This is a genomic window from Mesorhizobium sp. B2-5-13 (assembly GCF_006440535.1).
GTDB lineage: Bacteria > Pseudomonadota > Alphaproteobacteria > Rhizobiales > Rhizobiaceae > Mesorhizobium > Mesorhizobium salmacidum.
This window is the reverse complement of the sequence record NZ_VFUI01000004.1, coordinates 116346-131317: the sequence shown is the minus strand read 5'-3', so window position 1 is coordinate 131317 and position 14972 is coordinate 116346. Positions and strand designations below refer to the sequence as shown.

The 14972-nt window shown below is 63.1% G+C and carries 11 protein-coding genes; 2 read left to right on the top strand and 9 right to left on the bottom strand.

Annotated elements, in window-relative coordinates; all coding sequences use genetic code 11:
• The first annotated feature begins 105 nt into the window (after positions 1-105).
• Complete coding sequence (locus FJ434_RS09125) at positions 106-1464, top strand: NAD(P)/FAD-dependent oxidoreductase (RefSeq protein ID WP_140745783.1); 1359 nt, start codon at positions 106-108, stop codon at positions 1462-1464.
• A 19-nt stretch (positions 1465-1483) separates the two neighbouring features.
• On the opposite strand, the gene FJ434_RS09120 is transcribed toward FJ434_RS09125, so the two are convergent.
• From FJ434_RS09120 to FJ434_RS09080, 9 genes are all read right to left on the bottom strand, one after another.
• Positions 1484-3466: an ABC transporter permease subunit gene (locus tag FJ434_RS09120; protein ID WP_140745781.1), complete on the bottom strand. Its 1983-nt coding sequence runs from the start codon at positions 3464-3466 to the stop codon at positions 1484-1486.
• Positions 3463-4533 carry a glycine betaine/L-proline ABC transporter ATP-binding protein gene (locus FJ434_RS09115; RefSeq protein ID WP_140745779.1) on the bottom strand — a complete coding sequence of 357 codons (1071 nt, stop codon included), beginning with the start codon at positions 4531-4533 and terminating at the stop codon, positions 3463-3465. The genes FJ434_RS09120 and FJ434_RS09115 overlap by 4 nt, the downstream gene beginning before the upstream one ends.
• Positions 4534-4609: 76 nt before the next feature.
• Positions 4610-5584 carry an ABC transporter substrate-binding protein gene (locus tag FJ434_RS09110; RefSeq protein WP_140745777.1) on the bottom strand — a complete coding sequence of 325 codons (975 nt, stop codon included), beginning with the start codon at positions 5582-5584 and terminating at the stop codon, positions 4610-4612.
• Between the two features lie 436 nt (positions 5585-6020).
• The gene (locus FJ434_RS09105) at positions 6021-6785 is read right to left on the bottom strand and encodes an SDR family oxidoreductase (protein ID WP_140507925.1); all 765 of its coding nucleotides are present in this window, start codon (positions 6783-6785) and stop codon (positions 6021-6023) included.
• 58 nt (positions 6786-6843) lie between these two features.
• Entirely contained in the window at positions 6844-7407 is a 564-nt protein-coding gene (locus FJ434_RS09100; RefSeq protein ID WP_140796810.1) for a hypothetical protein, read from the bottom strand.
• Between the two features lie 54 nt (positions 7408-7461).
• Positions 7462-8568 carry a mandelate racemase/muconate lactonizing enzyme family protein gene (locus FJ434_RS09095; protein WP_140507921.1) on the bottom strand — a complete coding sequence of 369 codons (1107 nt, stop codon included), beginning with the start codon at positions 8566-8568 and terminating at the stop codon, positions 7462-7464.
• Positions 8569-8602: 34 nt separating this feature from the next.
• The gene (locus FJ434_RS09090; RefSeq protein WP_140745773.1) at positions 8603-9295 is read right to left on the bottom strand and encodes a GntR family transcriptional regulator; all 693 of its coding nucleotides are present in this window, start codon (positions 9293-9295) and stop codon (positions 8603-8605) included.
• Positions 9296-9483: 188 nt separating this feature from the next.
• Positions 9484-10635 carry an efflux RND transporter periplasmic adaptor subunit gene (locus FJ434_RS09085; RefSeq protein WP_027142277.1) on the bottom strand — a complete coding sequence of 384 codons (1152 nt, stop codon included), beginning with the start codon at positions 10633-10635 and terminating at the stop codon, positions 9484-9486.
• Positions 10636-10650: 15 nt separating this feature from the next.
• The gene (locus tag FJ434_RS09080; protein ID WP_140716944.1) at positions 10651-13827 is read right to left on the bottom strand and encodes a multidrug efflux RND transporter permease subunit; all 3177 of its coding nucleotides are present in this window, start codon (positions 13825-13827) and stop codon (positions 10651-10653) included.
• Positions 13828-14319: 492 nt separating this feature from the next.
• On the opposite strand from FJ434_RS09080, the gene FJ434_RS09070 reads away from it, so the two are divergent.
• Positions 14320-14910, top strand: a complete 591-nt coding sequence (locus FJ434_RS09070) for a TetR/AcrR family transcriptional regulator (protein WP_140745771.1) — start codon at positions 14320-14322, stop codon at positions 14908-14910.
• Positions 14911-14972 lie beyond the last annotated feature (62 nt).

Sequence of the window (14972 nt, the reverse complement as noted above, 5' to 3'; positions counted from 1 at the left end):
CAAATGCCGTTCCCGCAGATGTCTGTTGACAGCACCAAGCGGCCAATTACTGTCACTGCCAGTGAAATTTGTTTCGCTGGGGAAATCAAAAAGAGGAGGCCCGGAATGAACACTCGCGTTGCCGTTATCGGAGCCGGACCGTCCGGTCTGGCCCAGCTCAGGGCCTTCAAGTCGGCCGCCGACAAGGGCGCCGACATTCCCGAGATCGTCTGCTTTGAAAAGCAGTCCGACTGGGGCGGCCTGTGGAACTACACCTGGCGCACCGGCCTCGACGAACATGGCGACCCCGTCCACGGCTCGATGTACCGCTACCTCTGGTCGAACGGTCCGAAGGAATGCCTGGAATTCGCCGACTACACGTTCGAGGAGCATTTCGGCCGGCCGATCGGCTCCTATCCGCCGCGCGCCGTGCTGTGGGATTACATCAAGGGCCGCGTCGAGAAGTCGGGCCTGCGCAAATGGGTGCGCTTCAACAGCCCGGTGCGCATGGTCACCTTCTCCGACGAGACGAAGAAATTCACGGTTACCGCGCATGACCGCACCAATGACGTGACTTACTCCGAGGAGTTCGACAATGTCGTCGTCGCTTCGGGGCATTTCTCCGTGCCCAACGTGCCCTATTTCGAAGGCTTCTCGACCTTCAACGGCCGCATCCTGCACAGCCACGATTTCCGCGACGCCATGGAGTTCAAGGGCAAGGACATCCTGATCATCGGCCGTTCCTATTCGGCCGAGGACATCGGCTCGCAATGCTACAAATACGGCGCGAAATCGATCACCTCCAGCTACCGCTCGAAGCCGATGGGCTTCAAATGGCCCGAGAATTGGAAAGAGGTGCCGCTGTTGCAGAAGGTCGTCGGCAAGACAGCGCATTTCAAGGACGGCACGACCAAGGATGTCGACGCCATCATCCTGTGCACCGGCTACCTCCATTCCTTCCCCTTCCTCACCGACGATCTCAAGCTCAAGACCGCCAACCGCATGTGGCCGCTGGACCTCTATGAGGGCGTCGTCTGGGAGAAGAACCCGAAGCTTTCGTACATCGGCATGCAGGACCAGTTCTACACGTTCAACATGTTCGACGCGCAGGCCTGGTTCGCGCGCGACGTCATCATGGGCCGCATCAAGTTGCCCTCGGCGGAGGCGATGGCGGCGCATGGCGCGAAATGGCGCGCCCGCGAGGAAACGCTCGAGGACGCCGAGCAGATGATCTGGTTCCAGGGCGACTACACCAAGGAGTTGATGGACCAGACCGACTATCCCGGCTTCGACGTCGGGGCGGTCAACCAGACCTTCATGGAATGGGAGCACCACAAGGCGGAAGACATTATGAGCTTCCGCGACCACGCCTACCGCTCGCTGATGACCGGCACCATGGCGCCGCTGCACCACACGCCCTGGCTGCAGGCGCTGGACGATTCCATGGAGAGTTACCTTGAGGTGAAGGGCGTCGCGGCGGAGTAGCCGCGGCGCATCTTCCTGATTATCCGAGCCTTGCCCGCGCCTTCGCCGTCCAGGCATTGAACAGCCGGTCGGCGACGATGCCGATGAAGGCGATGGCCAGGCCCGCGACGATGCCGCGGCCGGAATCGGCTTTCGACAATGCGATGAACACTTCCTGGCCGAGGTCGCGCGTGCCGACCATGGCGCAGATGATGATCATCGCCAGCGCCATCAGGATGGTCTGGTTGACGCCGAGCATGATCTCCGGCAGCGCCAGCGGCAGTTGCACCCGAAAGAAGGTCTGGCGCGGCGTGCAGCCCGAAACCTTCGCGGCCTCGATCAGCGCCGGCGGCACCTGCCTGATGCCGTGGTTGGTGTAGCGGATTGCCGGCACCACGGCGAAGGCAACCGTGGCGATCATCGCGGTGACGTCGCCGACACGGAACAGCATCACCACCGGAATGATGAAGCAGAAGGACGGCAGCACCTGCAGCGTGTCGATGACGGGCGTGACGATCTTTTCGAAGCGGTCGCTGCGCGCCGCCGCAAGCCCGATTGGAATGCCGATCAGGCAGGCGATGAAGGCCGATATGCCGCAGAGATAGACCGTCGCCATGGTCTTTTCCCAAAGGCCTGTGATGGCGCCGAAGGCGGTGAGTGCCGCGACAAGCGCGGCCAGCCGCAAACCTGAGAGCTGGTAGCCGGCAAGGCCGAGCAGGAACACCGCGCCCAGCCACGGAAATCCCTCGCAGAAGGCGCGCACTGGATTGAGCACATTGAGGATCAGCGCCACCCGAAACGCTTCGATGATGTCGAAGAAGTTGATCGTCACCCAGTTCACAGCCGCTTTCCACAGTGGCGCGGTGGTGAAGGTGATCGCCTTCGGCACGGCCGCGAAGGCCGGCACGAACAGGCCGAGCAGCGTCGTGACGACAAGGATGGCGATGGCCAGCGTCAGATTGGGGTAGCGCCGCCAGAAACGCGGGCTCGCGGACGACCGGTGGATATTGCCTGTTGCCTGCTTGTGGGCGATGGCCTGGCTCAGCCGGTCGAGCGCGATGGCGAGCGCGACGATTGCGAGTCCGGCTTCCATCGCTTCGCCGACCTTGAGCGCGCGCAGGGCGAGCAGCACGTCGTAGCCAAGCCCGCCGGCGCCGATCATCGAGGCGATGATCACCATGTTGAGCGCCAGCATGATCACCTGGTTGACGCCCACCATCAGCGTCGGCCGCGCCGACGGCAACAGCACGCGCCACAATTTCTGTCGCGCCGTGCAGCCGGCCATTTCGCTGAAATCGTCGATCTCGGACGGCACCCGCGATAGGCCCAGCATCGTTGCCCGCACCATCGGCGGCGTGGCGAAGATGGCGGTGGCGATCATCGCCGAGACCGGGCTGTTGCCGAACAGCAGCAGCATCGGGATGAGATAGGCGAAGGTCGGGATGGTTTGCATCAGGTCGAGGGCAGGGGAGACGACGAACCGCTCCGCCCACGGCTTGCGCCACGCCCAGATGCCGGCGAATAGCCCGGTGACGATGCAGAACGGCACGGCGATCGAGATCAGCGCCAGGGTCAGCATGGCGCTGGTCCACTGGCCGAACAGCGCGATGTAGAGGAAACAGCCGCCAACCAGCAGGCCGAGTTTTCTGCCGCCGGCCGCATAGCCGGCAAGGAACGCCGCCGCGCAGACGCCAACCCAGGACAAACGCGGCAACGCGAAAGCGTCGGCGCCATGGCCGAACTTGAAATTCTTGGCCAAGAGATTGAGCGCGAAGTCGAGCGGCACGCCGAGCATCGCGGTGACCGAGCGGGTCAGCCAGGACAGGTTCGACTTGATCCAGCCCATCAGCGCGCTGACCCAGTCGGCGACGGGGACGACCGCCTCTAGCGGATAGTTGACGGCCCATGGCAGTTTGTCCTGAAGCAGGAACACCACCAGCACGGCGGCAAGCGCGAGCACCCAGATCACCATCCACCGCTGAATTGGTGGCCTTGTCTGGCTGGCGCTTGCCGTCACCGTCATGCGCCGGCTCGCTCGATGCCGGCCAGCAGATCGATCACCGCTTGCGGCGTCACTTCGCCGATCGGCGTGCCGGTGCCGTTGATCACCGCGAACGGTTTGCCGACGGCAACGATGCTGGCGGAAAAACTCGCTATCTTGGCCCCCGGCGCCACGGTGCCGCCATGCTCGGCGCCGTCGCAAGCGCGCATCAGGCTACGCGCCGAGATCACCTTGGCGCGGTCGACGTCGCGGGTGAACTCGGCGACATAGTCGGTCGCCGGATTGACCACCAGTTCTTCCGGCGTGCCGATCTGGATCACCTCGCCGTCTTTCATGATGGCGATGCGGTCGGCGAGACTGATCGCCTCGTCGAAATCATGGGTGATGAACACAATGGTCTTGTGCAGCATGGTCTGCAGCCGCATCAACTCATCCTGCATTTCGCGGCGGATGAGCGGATCCAATGCAGAGAACGGCTCGTCGAGAAACCATATCTCGGGCTTGGTTGCGAGGCTGCGGGCGATGCCGACGCGCTGCTGCTGGCCGCCCGACAATTCGCGCGGGTAGAAATGTTCGCGCCCGCGCAGGCCGACGAGTTCGATGACCTCGCGGGCGCGCGCCTCGCGTGTCGAACGATCCTGCCCCTGGATGCTGAGCGGGAAGGCGATGTTGTCGAGCACGTTGAGATGCGGCAGCAGGGCGAAGTTCTGGAACACCATGCCCATGCGGTGGCGCCTGAGTTCGATCAGTGCGGCATCGGAAATCTTGAGCAGGTCCTTGCCTTCGAATTCGACCTTGCCATGTGTCGGCTCGACCAGCCGCGACATGCAGCGCACCAGCGTCGATTTGCCGGAGCCCGAAAGCCCCATGATGATGAAGATCTCGCCCTGCCGGATTTCGAGATCGACGGCGCGAACCGCACCCACCAGCCCGGCCGCCGAGACGTCAGCCATGCTGGCCTTGCCGTCGCGCTCGCGGATAAAATCGGCGGCGTTCGAGCCGAACAGTTTCCAGACATTACGGCAGGCAAGTTTTATCGGGCGGGGATTCTTTCCCGCGTTCGATGCCTGTTCACTCGCTTCCGTCATTCAGTCGTCCTTCTGGAGCATCGGGAATTGAGACCCGGCCGATATCAGCCGGGTCTCCCTTTTCCAGTCGGAGCGATCACTGCGCCCAGGCTTTCCAGTCTGCCTCGTGGGCGGCGATCCAGGCGGCGGCAACGTCTTCCGGTGTCTTGCCGTCGAGGTCGATCTCGCCGCTCATCTTGTTCAACTCGTCGGTATCGACCGTGTAGGCCTTGGCCACCTTGTAAGCGACCGGCCATTTGTCCTTCATGCCGTTCCAGGAGTATTTCCAGATCTCGCCATGCGGCTTGCCGCAGTCATATTTGGCGTCCGGGTTCACGCCCCATTTCGGGTCGTTGTAGCATTCGGGCGTGTATTCCGGAAATTGTACCCATTCGCCCTTGTATTTTGCGGGCGCCCAATGCGGCGAATAAATCCACAGCATGATCGGCGCCTTGCGCTGATAGGCGGAATCGAGTTCGGCGAACATCGCCGCATCGGTGCCGGCATGGATGACGGTGAAGGGCAGTTTCAGTGCCGCGACGCGTTCGTCGTCAAAACCTTCCCAGGTCACCGGGCCGCCGAGGTAGCGCCCCTTCGGCGCCGTTTCGGCGGTCGCGAACGATGCCGCGCAGGTGGCGTCGAGCAGCGCGTGCCAATCCGGCAAGGTCGGGCACTTTTCCTTCATGTATTCGGGAAACCACCACTCTTCCTTGGCCTTGGGCCCGAGCTTGCCCAGCCTTTCGGTCTGCCCCGTGGCGTCGGAAGCCTTCATGGCTTCGCCGGCGGTGGTGTCCCAGAACTCCAGGCCGACATCGATATCGCCATTGGTGAGGCCGGTTGTCAGGCTGGAGAGATAGTCGGCGGTCGGGTATTCGACGGTATAGCCGAGCTTTTCCAGGATGCCGCCGAGGATCTTGGCGTTGAGGTTGACGCTGGTCCAGTCGAACAAGGCAATCTTGATCGGGTCGTTGGATTCCGGTGCCGCTGCCTGCGCTGTTGGCGTCAGCACACTTGCCGCGGCAAGTGCAAAAGCTCCCATTGAGAATTTCGAAATCACACTGCGAATTGGCATTGCTTGGTTCTCCTTCAAGCTGTGACGATTGTTGGTGGTTCCCTTTTTGCGTCTTTTCTTGATTGTGTTGGAAAGGCCGGCTGTTGCGCAAGGCCGTTATCGCCGGCGCAGGCGCGGCGATGCTCGATTTCGGTGATGACGGACGCTGCCGAGGCGGGCAGTCTCATGGCCGATCGATCGCCGCGACGGCGATCCGCGGATCAATTGCCAGTCCTGCGGCGCCCTGCAAGGTGCGAGCCATCAAGGTCCCATGATCCCGAGCATTTCCGGCGGAATTGCTCTCGACTATAGCCCTGGCAAGCCCTGTCTCGCCAGCGCTGTTTCATAGGATGAAATTATATATACCAACGTTGATGCCGCGCAACGACTAACGCCACGCTCGCGCCGGAATCTCAGACCGCAGGCGAAGCCGGCGGGACATGGCTCGCATGTCCCGTTACCAGCAGACGTAGCCGCCATCGACGATCAGGTCGAGGCCGGTGACGAAGCTCGACGCCCGGCTGGCCAGGAACACCGTCGGCCCGACCATTTCCTCCGGCGCCGCCATGCGTCCCATCGGCGTGTCGCGTTTGAAGATCTTCACCTGTTCGGCCACCTCCGGCCGTTTGTTCATCGGCGTCAGCGTGTAGCCCGGGCTGACGACATTGACGCGCAGCCCACGATCGGCCCATTCCATGGCGAGGCTCTTCGACAGATGAATGACGGCGGCCTTCGAGGAATTGTAATGCGCCTGCGTCAGCCCGCGATTGACGATGGTGCCCGACATCGAGGCGATGTTGATGATCGAGCCCTTGCCCCGCGCCAGCATCTTGCGCGCTTCGGCCTGGCAGGACAGGAACACACCGGCGACATTGACCTCGTGCACTTTCCGCCACTTTTCCAGCGGCAGTGTCTCCGCTGGTTCCGAGCCGGCAATGCCGGCATTGTTGACGGCGACGGTCAACGCACCGAGTTCGGCTTCGATGCGATCAATGGCCGCCGCGAGATCGCTGTCCGAGGTCACGGTGCCGGTCAGCACCAGCGCCCGGCGGCCGAGCGCGGTGATCCGGTGAGCGGTTTCGTCCAGCCCGCCGTTCGACGTATGGCCGAAACAGGCGACATCGGCGCCTGCCTCGGCCAGCCCGATCGCGATTGCCTGGCCAATGCCGCTGCCGGCACCGGTGACCAGCGCGACATCGCCCTCCAGTTTGAAAAGATCCATTGCCTTGCCTCCCTTATCAAGGGAGGTTATGCGCATTGCCGTCCTTTGATCAATCTCATCAGAAATCGCAAGCCTTTGGGCGCCGGTCACTGGACCAGGCCCTGAGCGGCACGGGCTTGAACTTGCCCTTGATCGGCTTGCCGTCTTCAAGGTCCTTGGAGACGATGCCTACGCCTGTGAGATAGTTGATGTCGCAGCCGCCGAGCGTCGTCTTGACGCCATCCGACGTCTGCTGGTTCCAGTCCCAACTGCGGCTGTAGCCACCGACCAGGAATTGGCCCCGGCGATAGACGATCGTCATGGTTTCTTCTGTCGACTTGCTGGCGCCGCATCCGAAGCAGGACGTTATCGCCAGTGATCCCTTGCCCTTGGTTTCAAGGTCGAGCACCCGATCTTCCGTCAGTCCTTTCCTGACGAAATCGGGGCGACGCGAGGAATCGAGCTTCTCCTCGCCGGTTGCTGCCAGGTAAATATAGAGATCGGCCGGCGCACCAAGCTCCTGCACCACCCTCGCCCGATCCATCTTGCCGTCCTGGTCGATATCGAGCTTGAGCTCGAACGCTGGCGGACTTTCGGCAAATGCCACTGCGGGCAGCGCGACGCCGTTGGGAGAGCACATCATTGATGATGACGGCCGCCGCCGGCGTCGGCGGCGTGGCCTTGATGCTGCAGGTATTCACCGGCCGACCTCGAAAAACGGCTTGCCGAGCAGGTCGGGAACGACGTCGATGCCAAGGCCTGGCCCGGCGGGAATGCCCATGCGGCTGCCGGTGACCGGCGGCGCGTTCGACGCGGTGCGCACCGTCACCCATTCATGAAAGGCAATCGCGTGCAGCCGGCGCTCCTCCGGCGTCGACAGCGACAGATGCGCCATGGCGGATGTGTCGATCTCGGCGCCGCCGGTATCCTCGACCGTGATCATGAAGCCGAGGTCGACGGCGACGTCCCGGATCAGGCGGGTCTTGGTGACGCCGCCGAGCCGCGAGATCTTCAGCGTCAGTCCGTCGGCCGCGCCGAGGCGATGGATTTCTAGCATCGCCTCGAGCGAAGTGACGGATTCGTCGAGCACCATCGGTTTGTCGAGCATGCGGCGCACCGACATGTTCTCGTCGATGGTCGTGCAGGGCTGCTCGAACGTATAGTCGATCGCCCGCGTCGCATCGGCGAACTGCCGCGCCTGGTAAGGTGTCCAACCGGCATTGGCGTCGCAGAAAATGACAGTGCCTTTCGGCACCGAGGCGGCGACCGCGGTGACGCGTTCGATGTCGTCATGGACATTGCCGCCGACCTTGACCTGCAGCCGGCTGAAACCGTCCTCGACGATACGCCCGGCAAGTGCGGCCATTTGATTGACCGTGCCATGGGTAACGACCTTGTAGAGTTCCGCCGTGTCGCTTTCCTTGCCGCCAAGCAGCGTCACCAGCGGCACGCCGGCGGCGCGCGCCGCCAGATCCCAGCAGGCCATGTCGAGCGCTGATTTGATGTAGGGATGGCCCTTGAACACGGTGTCCATCAGCCGGCCGATGCTGGCCAGCCCGCACGGGTCCTGGCCGACAAGATGCGGTGCGATCTCCGGCACGCCGGCCCTTGTGCCGGCGGGGAAGGCGGCCGAGTAGAAATTGCCGAGCGGCGCCATCTCACCCCATCCGGTGATGCCGCTGTCGGAGGTGATGGAGACGATCACGGCGTCGAAGCAGTCGGCCACGCGTCCCTTGGACATGCGATAGGGGCCGTCCACGAAGGGCTGCACGACATGAAAGGCTTTGATGGTTTCGATCTGCACGTGGGGTATCCATTATCCGCGATGAGGGAAGGGGTCAGGCGCCTTTCGACGGACGCCTTTCGAGGCCGCGCGCATAGGCAAGAAGCTCTTCGAAATCGAGGTCGATATGCTCGCGGGCATGGCGCTGGGCGGCACGCATGTCGTCGCCCTTGAGCAGCGCCACATAGGTTTCATGGATATCTTCGGCCGGCACGGGCTCGTTTCGCGCCTGCTGGTGCAGGGCGAAGTACATCTGCAAACGGCTGGTCAGCCTTTGCCAGGTTTCCAGGAGCACCGAATTGTCGGCCCATTCATGGATCAGACCATGCAGTTGCAGCGCGGTTTCGATCTGCCTTGTGGTGTCGCGGTCGCGGGTCGCCTGTTTCACCGCCTCATGCCGCCGGTCAAGCTCTTCGAAGAAACGCTGGTCGCGCTGCTTCCACGTCCGTTCGATGGCGAACTCGTCCAGCACCTTGTTGAGCGAATAGGCGTCGTCGATGTCCTTGGCGGTGACATTGATGACGAAGGTGCCGGCATAGGGGATGCTGGTCAGGATGCCTTCCTGCACCAGCTCGCGCATCGCCTCGCGCAGCGGCGCACGGCTGACCCGCATCTGTTCGGAAATCCTGAGTTCGTTGAGCTTCTGGCCGGGCTCGAGCTGACCAGTCAGGATCGCGCGCCGCAGCAGTGCCACGATTCCGGCGCGGCGCGTCGTGTCGGTAATCGGGCTGAACTCCGTCTTCACCATCCGGTCCACTCCAGCGAGAACAGAAGGCAAGACAATCAGATTGTCGACAATCTAACAAGAGCTCGTGGTCTATTTTTCGGTTTACGGCGTCGCCGACGTGGCGGCTTTGGTCGGCCTGCTCGTGAAAACGGCGCCCGCGACCCTGGGAAAAGGTCGAGGGCGCCGCGGAAACCGGGCCTGCGGGGGAGTCAGGTAGCCGGTTTCTGTGGGAGGGGCGAAATCGGCATTCCGGGGCCGATCTTCTGCAGGTTGCCTGTGATCACCTGGTCGCCTTCGGCGACGCCGCTGAGGATGGCGACCATATCGCCGCTGGTCGGCCCGAGCGAAACCAGCCGCTGGTCGACCGTATTGCCCTTGCCAACGACGTAGAGATATTTGCCGAGCTGGCTTGATCCCAGCGCGACCTGCGGCACCAGCAGCGCATCGGGCTGTTGTTTGACGTGCAGCCGCACGCGAACATACTGGCCAGGCAAGAGCGTGAACTTGGCGTTGCCGATGGTGGCGCGTGCGGTGATCGTGCCGGTCGAGTGATCGATCGTGTTGTCGATAAAGGTGAGCTCGCCCTTCTGGTGGGCTTCGGTCTCGCCCGGCAGCAGGACCTCGACCTCGATCGGGCCGGCAGCACGCGCTTCCTCGATTTGCGCCAGATCCGTCTCGCTCGGATTGAAGGTGACGTAGATTGGATCGAGCTGCACCAGCGTGTTGAGCACGGTGCCGGCAACGCTGACCAGCGTTCCCACGGAAGCCTGGTTGCGGCCCAGGCGTCCGGGGAACGGCGCGTGGATTTCAGCATAGCTCAGATTGAGCTCGGCCGTGCGCACGGCAGCCTGGTTGAGCGCCAGCGACGCCTGCGCCCCGCGCAAGGTGCTGGTGCGCTGGTCGAAGCTGTCCTTGTCCAGGTAACCGCTCTTGGCGAGCTCGGTACCGCGGCCGAGATTGGAACGCGCATAATCGAGCGTCGCCGTATCGCGCTGCACCTGTGCCTTCGCCTGGTCGAGCGCGGCCTGGAAATCGTCAGGCGAGATCTTGTAGAGCAGGTCGCCCTGCCGCACGTCGGCGCCGTCTTGCGCCGTCTGTTCCTGCAGGTAGCCGGGGACGCGCGCCTGCAGCGTGATGCTGCGGATCGGCTCGGTCCGCGCGGCATAGTCGAGATAGATCGGGATCGTCTTCTTGACCACGTTCGCCACCGGCACCGGCATGACGAACGCTGCTGGGGCCGGCGCCGCCCCGGCCGTGCCGGCATTCAGGCTGATATTGCCCATGTCCAGCAGGTGGACGCTGGCAACCGAGATCGCACCCAGCGCGACAGCCGTTCCCAACGCGATTTTCCATTTACGCATGATCATTCTCCAATCTTATTCGGCCGCTTCCGCCAGGGGAGGGAAGGCGGGTTTGGCCGTTGGTTCAGTGTGTTGAGAGGCGGGCTGGTCGCCGCCGCGCCGTTCGCGCAGCTGTTCGATGACCGCGTAGAAGACCGGCACGAACACCAGCGACAGGATGGTCGCCGCGACCATGCCGCCGAACACGGTGGTGCCGATCGACTGACGGCTGGCGGCACCCGCGCCGGTGGCGATCATCAGCGGCACCACGCCGAGAATGAAGGCAAACGCGGTCATCAGGATCGGCCGCAATCTCAGCCGAGCGGCCTCCATCGATGCCTCGACGATGCTGAGGCCTTCCTCGCGCCGCCGTCTTGCGAACTCGACGATCAGGATCGCGTTCTTGGCCGCCAAGCCGATCAGCATGACGAAGCCGATCTGCGAATAGACGTCGATCTGCATGCCGCGCACCCAAAGTGCGGCGAACGCGCCGAACAGGGCGAGCGGCACCGCCAGCAGCACCATGAACGGCATCGCCCAGCTCTCGTACTGCGCCGCCAGGATCAGGAAAACGAAGACGATGGCGAGGGCAAACACAACCGACGCGATCGATCCCGCCTTGAGCTCCTGGAAGGTGATGCCGGTCCATTCGAAACCGAAATCCCTGGGCAGCGCGGTGGCCGCGGCCCGCTCCATGGCGGCGACCGCCTGGCCCGACGAATAGCCGGGCGCGGCGCCGCCGTTGATGGTGGCCGAGGCGTTGTTGTTGTAGTGCGGCACGGTTTCCGGGCCGACGAACGGCACCAGCTTGCCCAGCGTGCTGAGCGGCACCATGCCGCCGGAAGCATTGCGTACATAGAGCCGCGAAATATCTGCGGCACCCGCACGTGAATCCTTGTCGGCCTGGATCGTCACCCGGAAAGTGCGGCCGAACAGGTTGAAGTCGTTCACGTAGAGCGAGCCGAGATAGATCTGCAGCGTGTTGAAGACGTCCGGCAGGTTGAGGCCGAGCAGCTTCGCCTTGGCGCGGTCGAGGTCGTAGTTGAACTGCGGCGTCGAGGTCGAGAACGGCGAGAACAGCTGCTGCGGATTGATTTCCGGCTGCTTGCGCGCCTCGGCGATCACCGCTTGCGTGGCGTCGTTGAGGGCCGTGCTGCCGCGGCCGGTGAGGTCCTCGACGACGAATTCGAAGCCGCCCGTGGTGCCGATGCCGGGGATGGAGGGCGGATCGAAGGAGAGCGCGAAAGCCTCCGGGATCTGCATCAGCTTGCCGCGCACGTCGGCGACGAGCTTGGAGGCGCTCTGGTCGGGGCCACGCTCTTCCCATGGCTTGAGGATGGCGAACTCGACCGCCGAGTTCGACTGCGCCGCGCTGGTCAGGAAGTTCAGGCCGCTGATCGAGCCGACGATGTCGACGCCGGGTGTCGCCTGCAGGATGTCGCGCGCCTTTTGTGCCACCGCATCGGTGCGCTCCAGAGAAGCCCCGTCGGGCAGTTGGATGACGACGAAGAAATAGCCCTGGTCCTCGACCGGAAGGAAGGTCGAGGGCAGCTTCTGCCAGACGAAATAAGTGGCGACCAGACCGGCCGCGAACAGGCCGAGCATGATCCAGCGGAGGCGGATCAGGAAGCGCACGCCATGGGCGTAGGCATGCGACAGTTTGTCGAAACCCGTATTGAACCAGCGGAACAGAACAAACTGCGTCTCGCCGCGATGCCGTAGGAAGGCAGCGCTGAGCGCGGGACTGAGCGTCAGCGAGTTGAAGGCGGAGATGCCGACGGAGATCGCCACCGTCAGCGCGAACTGGTTGTAGAGCTTTCCGGAGACGCCGGGAATGAAGGCAACCGGCACGAACACGGCCATCAGCACGGCGGTTGTCGCGATGATCGGACCCGTGACCTCCGCCATGGCGGCTTTTGTCGCCGCCAGTGGTTTCAGTCCGGCCTCGAGCTGTCGCTCGACATTCTCGACCACGACGATGGCGTCGTCGACGACGAGGCCGATCGCCAGCACCATGCCGAGCAGCGAGAGCATGTTGAGCGAGAAACCCATCATCTCCATGATGACGAGTGTCGCCACCAGCGACACCGGAATGGCGATGGTCGGAATGATCGTCGTGCGCCAGCTCTGCAGGAAGATGAACACCACCGCCACGACGAGCACCAGGGCTTCGCCAAGCGTGATCAGCACGTCATGCATCGAGGCCGAGACGAAGCGCGTCGTATCGTAGTGCATCGCATAGTCGACGCCCTTGGGGAAACGGGCCGACAGTTCCTGCATCTTGTCCTTGACGCGCTGCTGTAGATCGAGCGCGTTGGAGCCGGGCATCTGATAGACGGCGAGCACCACGGTCGGGTCCTTGCCGAAGAAGGCCGAAGACGAATATTGCAGGGCGCCAAGCTCGATACGGGCGACGTCGCGCAGCCGCACCAGCGAACCTGTATCCGTGTTGGCACGCACGACGATGTCGCCGAATTCCTTGGGGTCGCTCAACCGGCCGACGGCGTTGACCTGCATCTCGAAGGCGGTGCCGGCGGGCGCCGGCGACTGGCCGATCTTGCCGGCCGCCACCTGGACGTTTTGTTCGGCGATGGCGTTCTGGACGTCGACGGCGGTGATGCCGAGATTGGCGAGCTTGTCCGGGTCGAGCCAGACGCGCATCGAATAGCGCCGTTCGCCGAAGATCTGCACGTCGCCGACACCCGGCAGCCGCTTCAGCGGATCCACCACCTGCAGATAGGCAAGGTTGGAGAGCGCCACCGGGTCGACGGAATGGTCGGGCGAGGTCAGGTTGACGATCAGGACGAAGTTCGGGTTCTGCTTCTTGATCGTCACGCCGCCCTGGTTGACGATCGCCGGCAGCGACGAGGCCGCCTGAGAGACGCGGTTCTGCACGTCGACGGCTGCAGTGCTTAGGGAATAGCCGACATCGAAGGTGACGGTGATGGTCGACGAGCCGTCATTGGAGCTCGTCGACGACATGTAGGTCATGCCTTGCACGCCGTTGATCTGCTGCTCCAGCGGCGTCGTCACCGTGTCTGCCACCACTTGCGCGCTGGCGCCCGGATAGTGGGCGCTGACCACGACCTGAGGCGGTGTGATGTCGGGAAACTGCGAAACGGGCAGCAGGAAATAACAAATCGTCCCGGCGAGCACCATGATGATGGCGATGGCCGAGGCGAAGATCGGACGATGGATGAAGAAGTTTACCACGACACACACGCCTCTCCGGCCGCTCTTGCCCGCCCGAAGGCGCTGGCGACCCTGGACAATTGGCCGTGCCCGTTACGGGACCCTTCCCGTGAACGCAGCAACGGCACCTCGCGACGCTGCCCATCGGCGAGCGAGCGCAACATGTTCTCGAAGGCGCGGGGGTCGACCCCATCTGCTTTCATCACCAGCCGGATCATCGGATCCCGGACGGCCTCATCTATGGTAAGATCGCGGCGCTGTGGCATTGGCCGGCTCCTTGTCTGTCGATTCGCAGCCTATGCTCGCGAACCGTTTTTCATCTCTTCACCGGCCGAAGCCGCATGATTGGCAGTCTTTTCGTCCATCTCGATCTGGTAGGACCAGTTCACGACCTTGTTATTGACGACGGACATTATAGGTGTTACCAGTAAGTAACATTCTGGAAGTTACAGACCGGTAACACCCTAGTCAAGAGGTGGCCGGGGATTTTTTGGAAACGAAAAGGAGATCATGATGACAGACGGCGTCGTGGAGCGCTCTCGTCCCCGGGATCGGATCCTGGAGACGGCGCGTGACATGTTCCATAAGCACGGCATCAAGGGCGTCGGCGTCGACGCCATCACCGAGGCTGCCGGCACGAACAAGATGACGCTCTATCGTCACTTTGAGTCCAAGGACGAACTGATCGTCGAATGCCTGCGCGCCAATGCGTTGAAAGCCGGCGCGATGTGGGAAACGTTCGAGGCCGAGCATCCGGGCGACAAACTCGCCCAGCTTCATGCCTGGGTTCGCAAGGCCGCTGCTATGCTCAACACCGACGGCCGCGGCTGCGATATGGCCAACGCCGCCGCCGAACTGACCGAGCCCGATCACCCGGCAAGGCGCGTGATCAAGGAACTCAAGGAAGCCCAGCGCGAACGCCTGGTCAGGCTCTGCCGGGATGCCGGCATCGGTCAGGCCGAACTTCTCGCTGATACGCTGTCGCTGCTGTTTGAAGGCGCGCGCGTCAGCGTGCAGACCGTCGGTGCCGAGGGCCCGAGCACGCAGTTCGTGCGTATGGCCGAAGGGTTGATCGTTTCCTTCAGGGGCACTGCGGCAGGCTGACATCTGCCGGACTGCCAACGATCTGTGCGATTCCGTGACCGGACGGACCGGACCGCACGCTT

What these genes read in the sequence shown, in the direction of transcription:
- FJ434_RS09110 (WP_140745777.1), bottom strand. Translation starts at nt 5,584, where the DNA reads ATGCCAATTCGCAGTGTGATTTCGAAATTCTCAATGGGAGCTTTTGCA.
- FJ434_RS09090 (WP_140745773.1), bottom strand. Translation starts at nt 9,295, where the DNA reads ATGGTGAAGACGGAGTTCAGCCCGATTACCGACACGACGCGCCGCGCC.
- FJ434_RS09085 (WP_027142277.1), bottom strand. Translation starts at nt 10,635, where the DNA reads ATGCGTAAATGGAAAATCGCGTTGGGAACGGCTGTCGCGCTGGGTGCG.
- FJ434_RS09125 (WP_140745783.1), top strand. Translation starts at nt 106, where the DNA reads ATGAACACTCGCGTTGCCGTTATCGGAGCCGGACCGTCCGGTCTGGCC.
- FJ434_RS09105 (WP_140507925.1), bottom strand. Translation starts at nt 6,785, where the DNA reads ATGGATCTTTTCAAACTGGAGGGCGATGTCGCGCTGGTCACCGGTGCC.
- FJ434_RS09120 (WP_140745781.1), bottom strand. Translation starts at nt 3,466, where the DNA reads ATGACGGTGACGGCAAGCGCCAGCCAGACAAGGCCACCAATTCAGCGG.
- FJ434_RS09115 (WP_140745779.1), bottom strand. Translation starts at nt 4,533, where the DNA reads ATGACGGAAGCGAGTGAACAGGCATCGAACGCGGGAAAGAATCCCCGC.
- FJ434_RS09070 (WP_140745771.1), top strand. Translation starts at nt 14,320, where the DNA reads ATGACAGACGGCGTCGTGGAGCGCTCTCGTCCCCGGGATCGGATCCTG.
- FJ434_RS09100 (WP_140796810.1), bottom strand. Translation starts at nt 7,407, where the DNA reads ATGATGTGCTCTCCCAACGGCGTCGCGCTGCCCGCAGTGGCATTTGCC.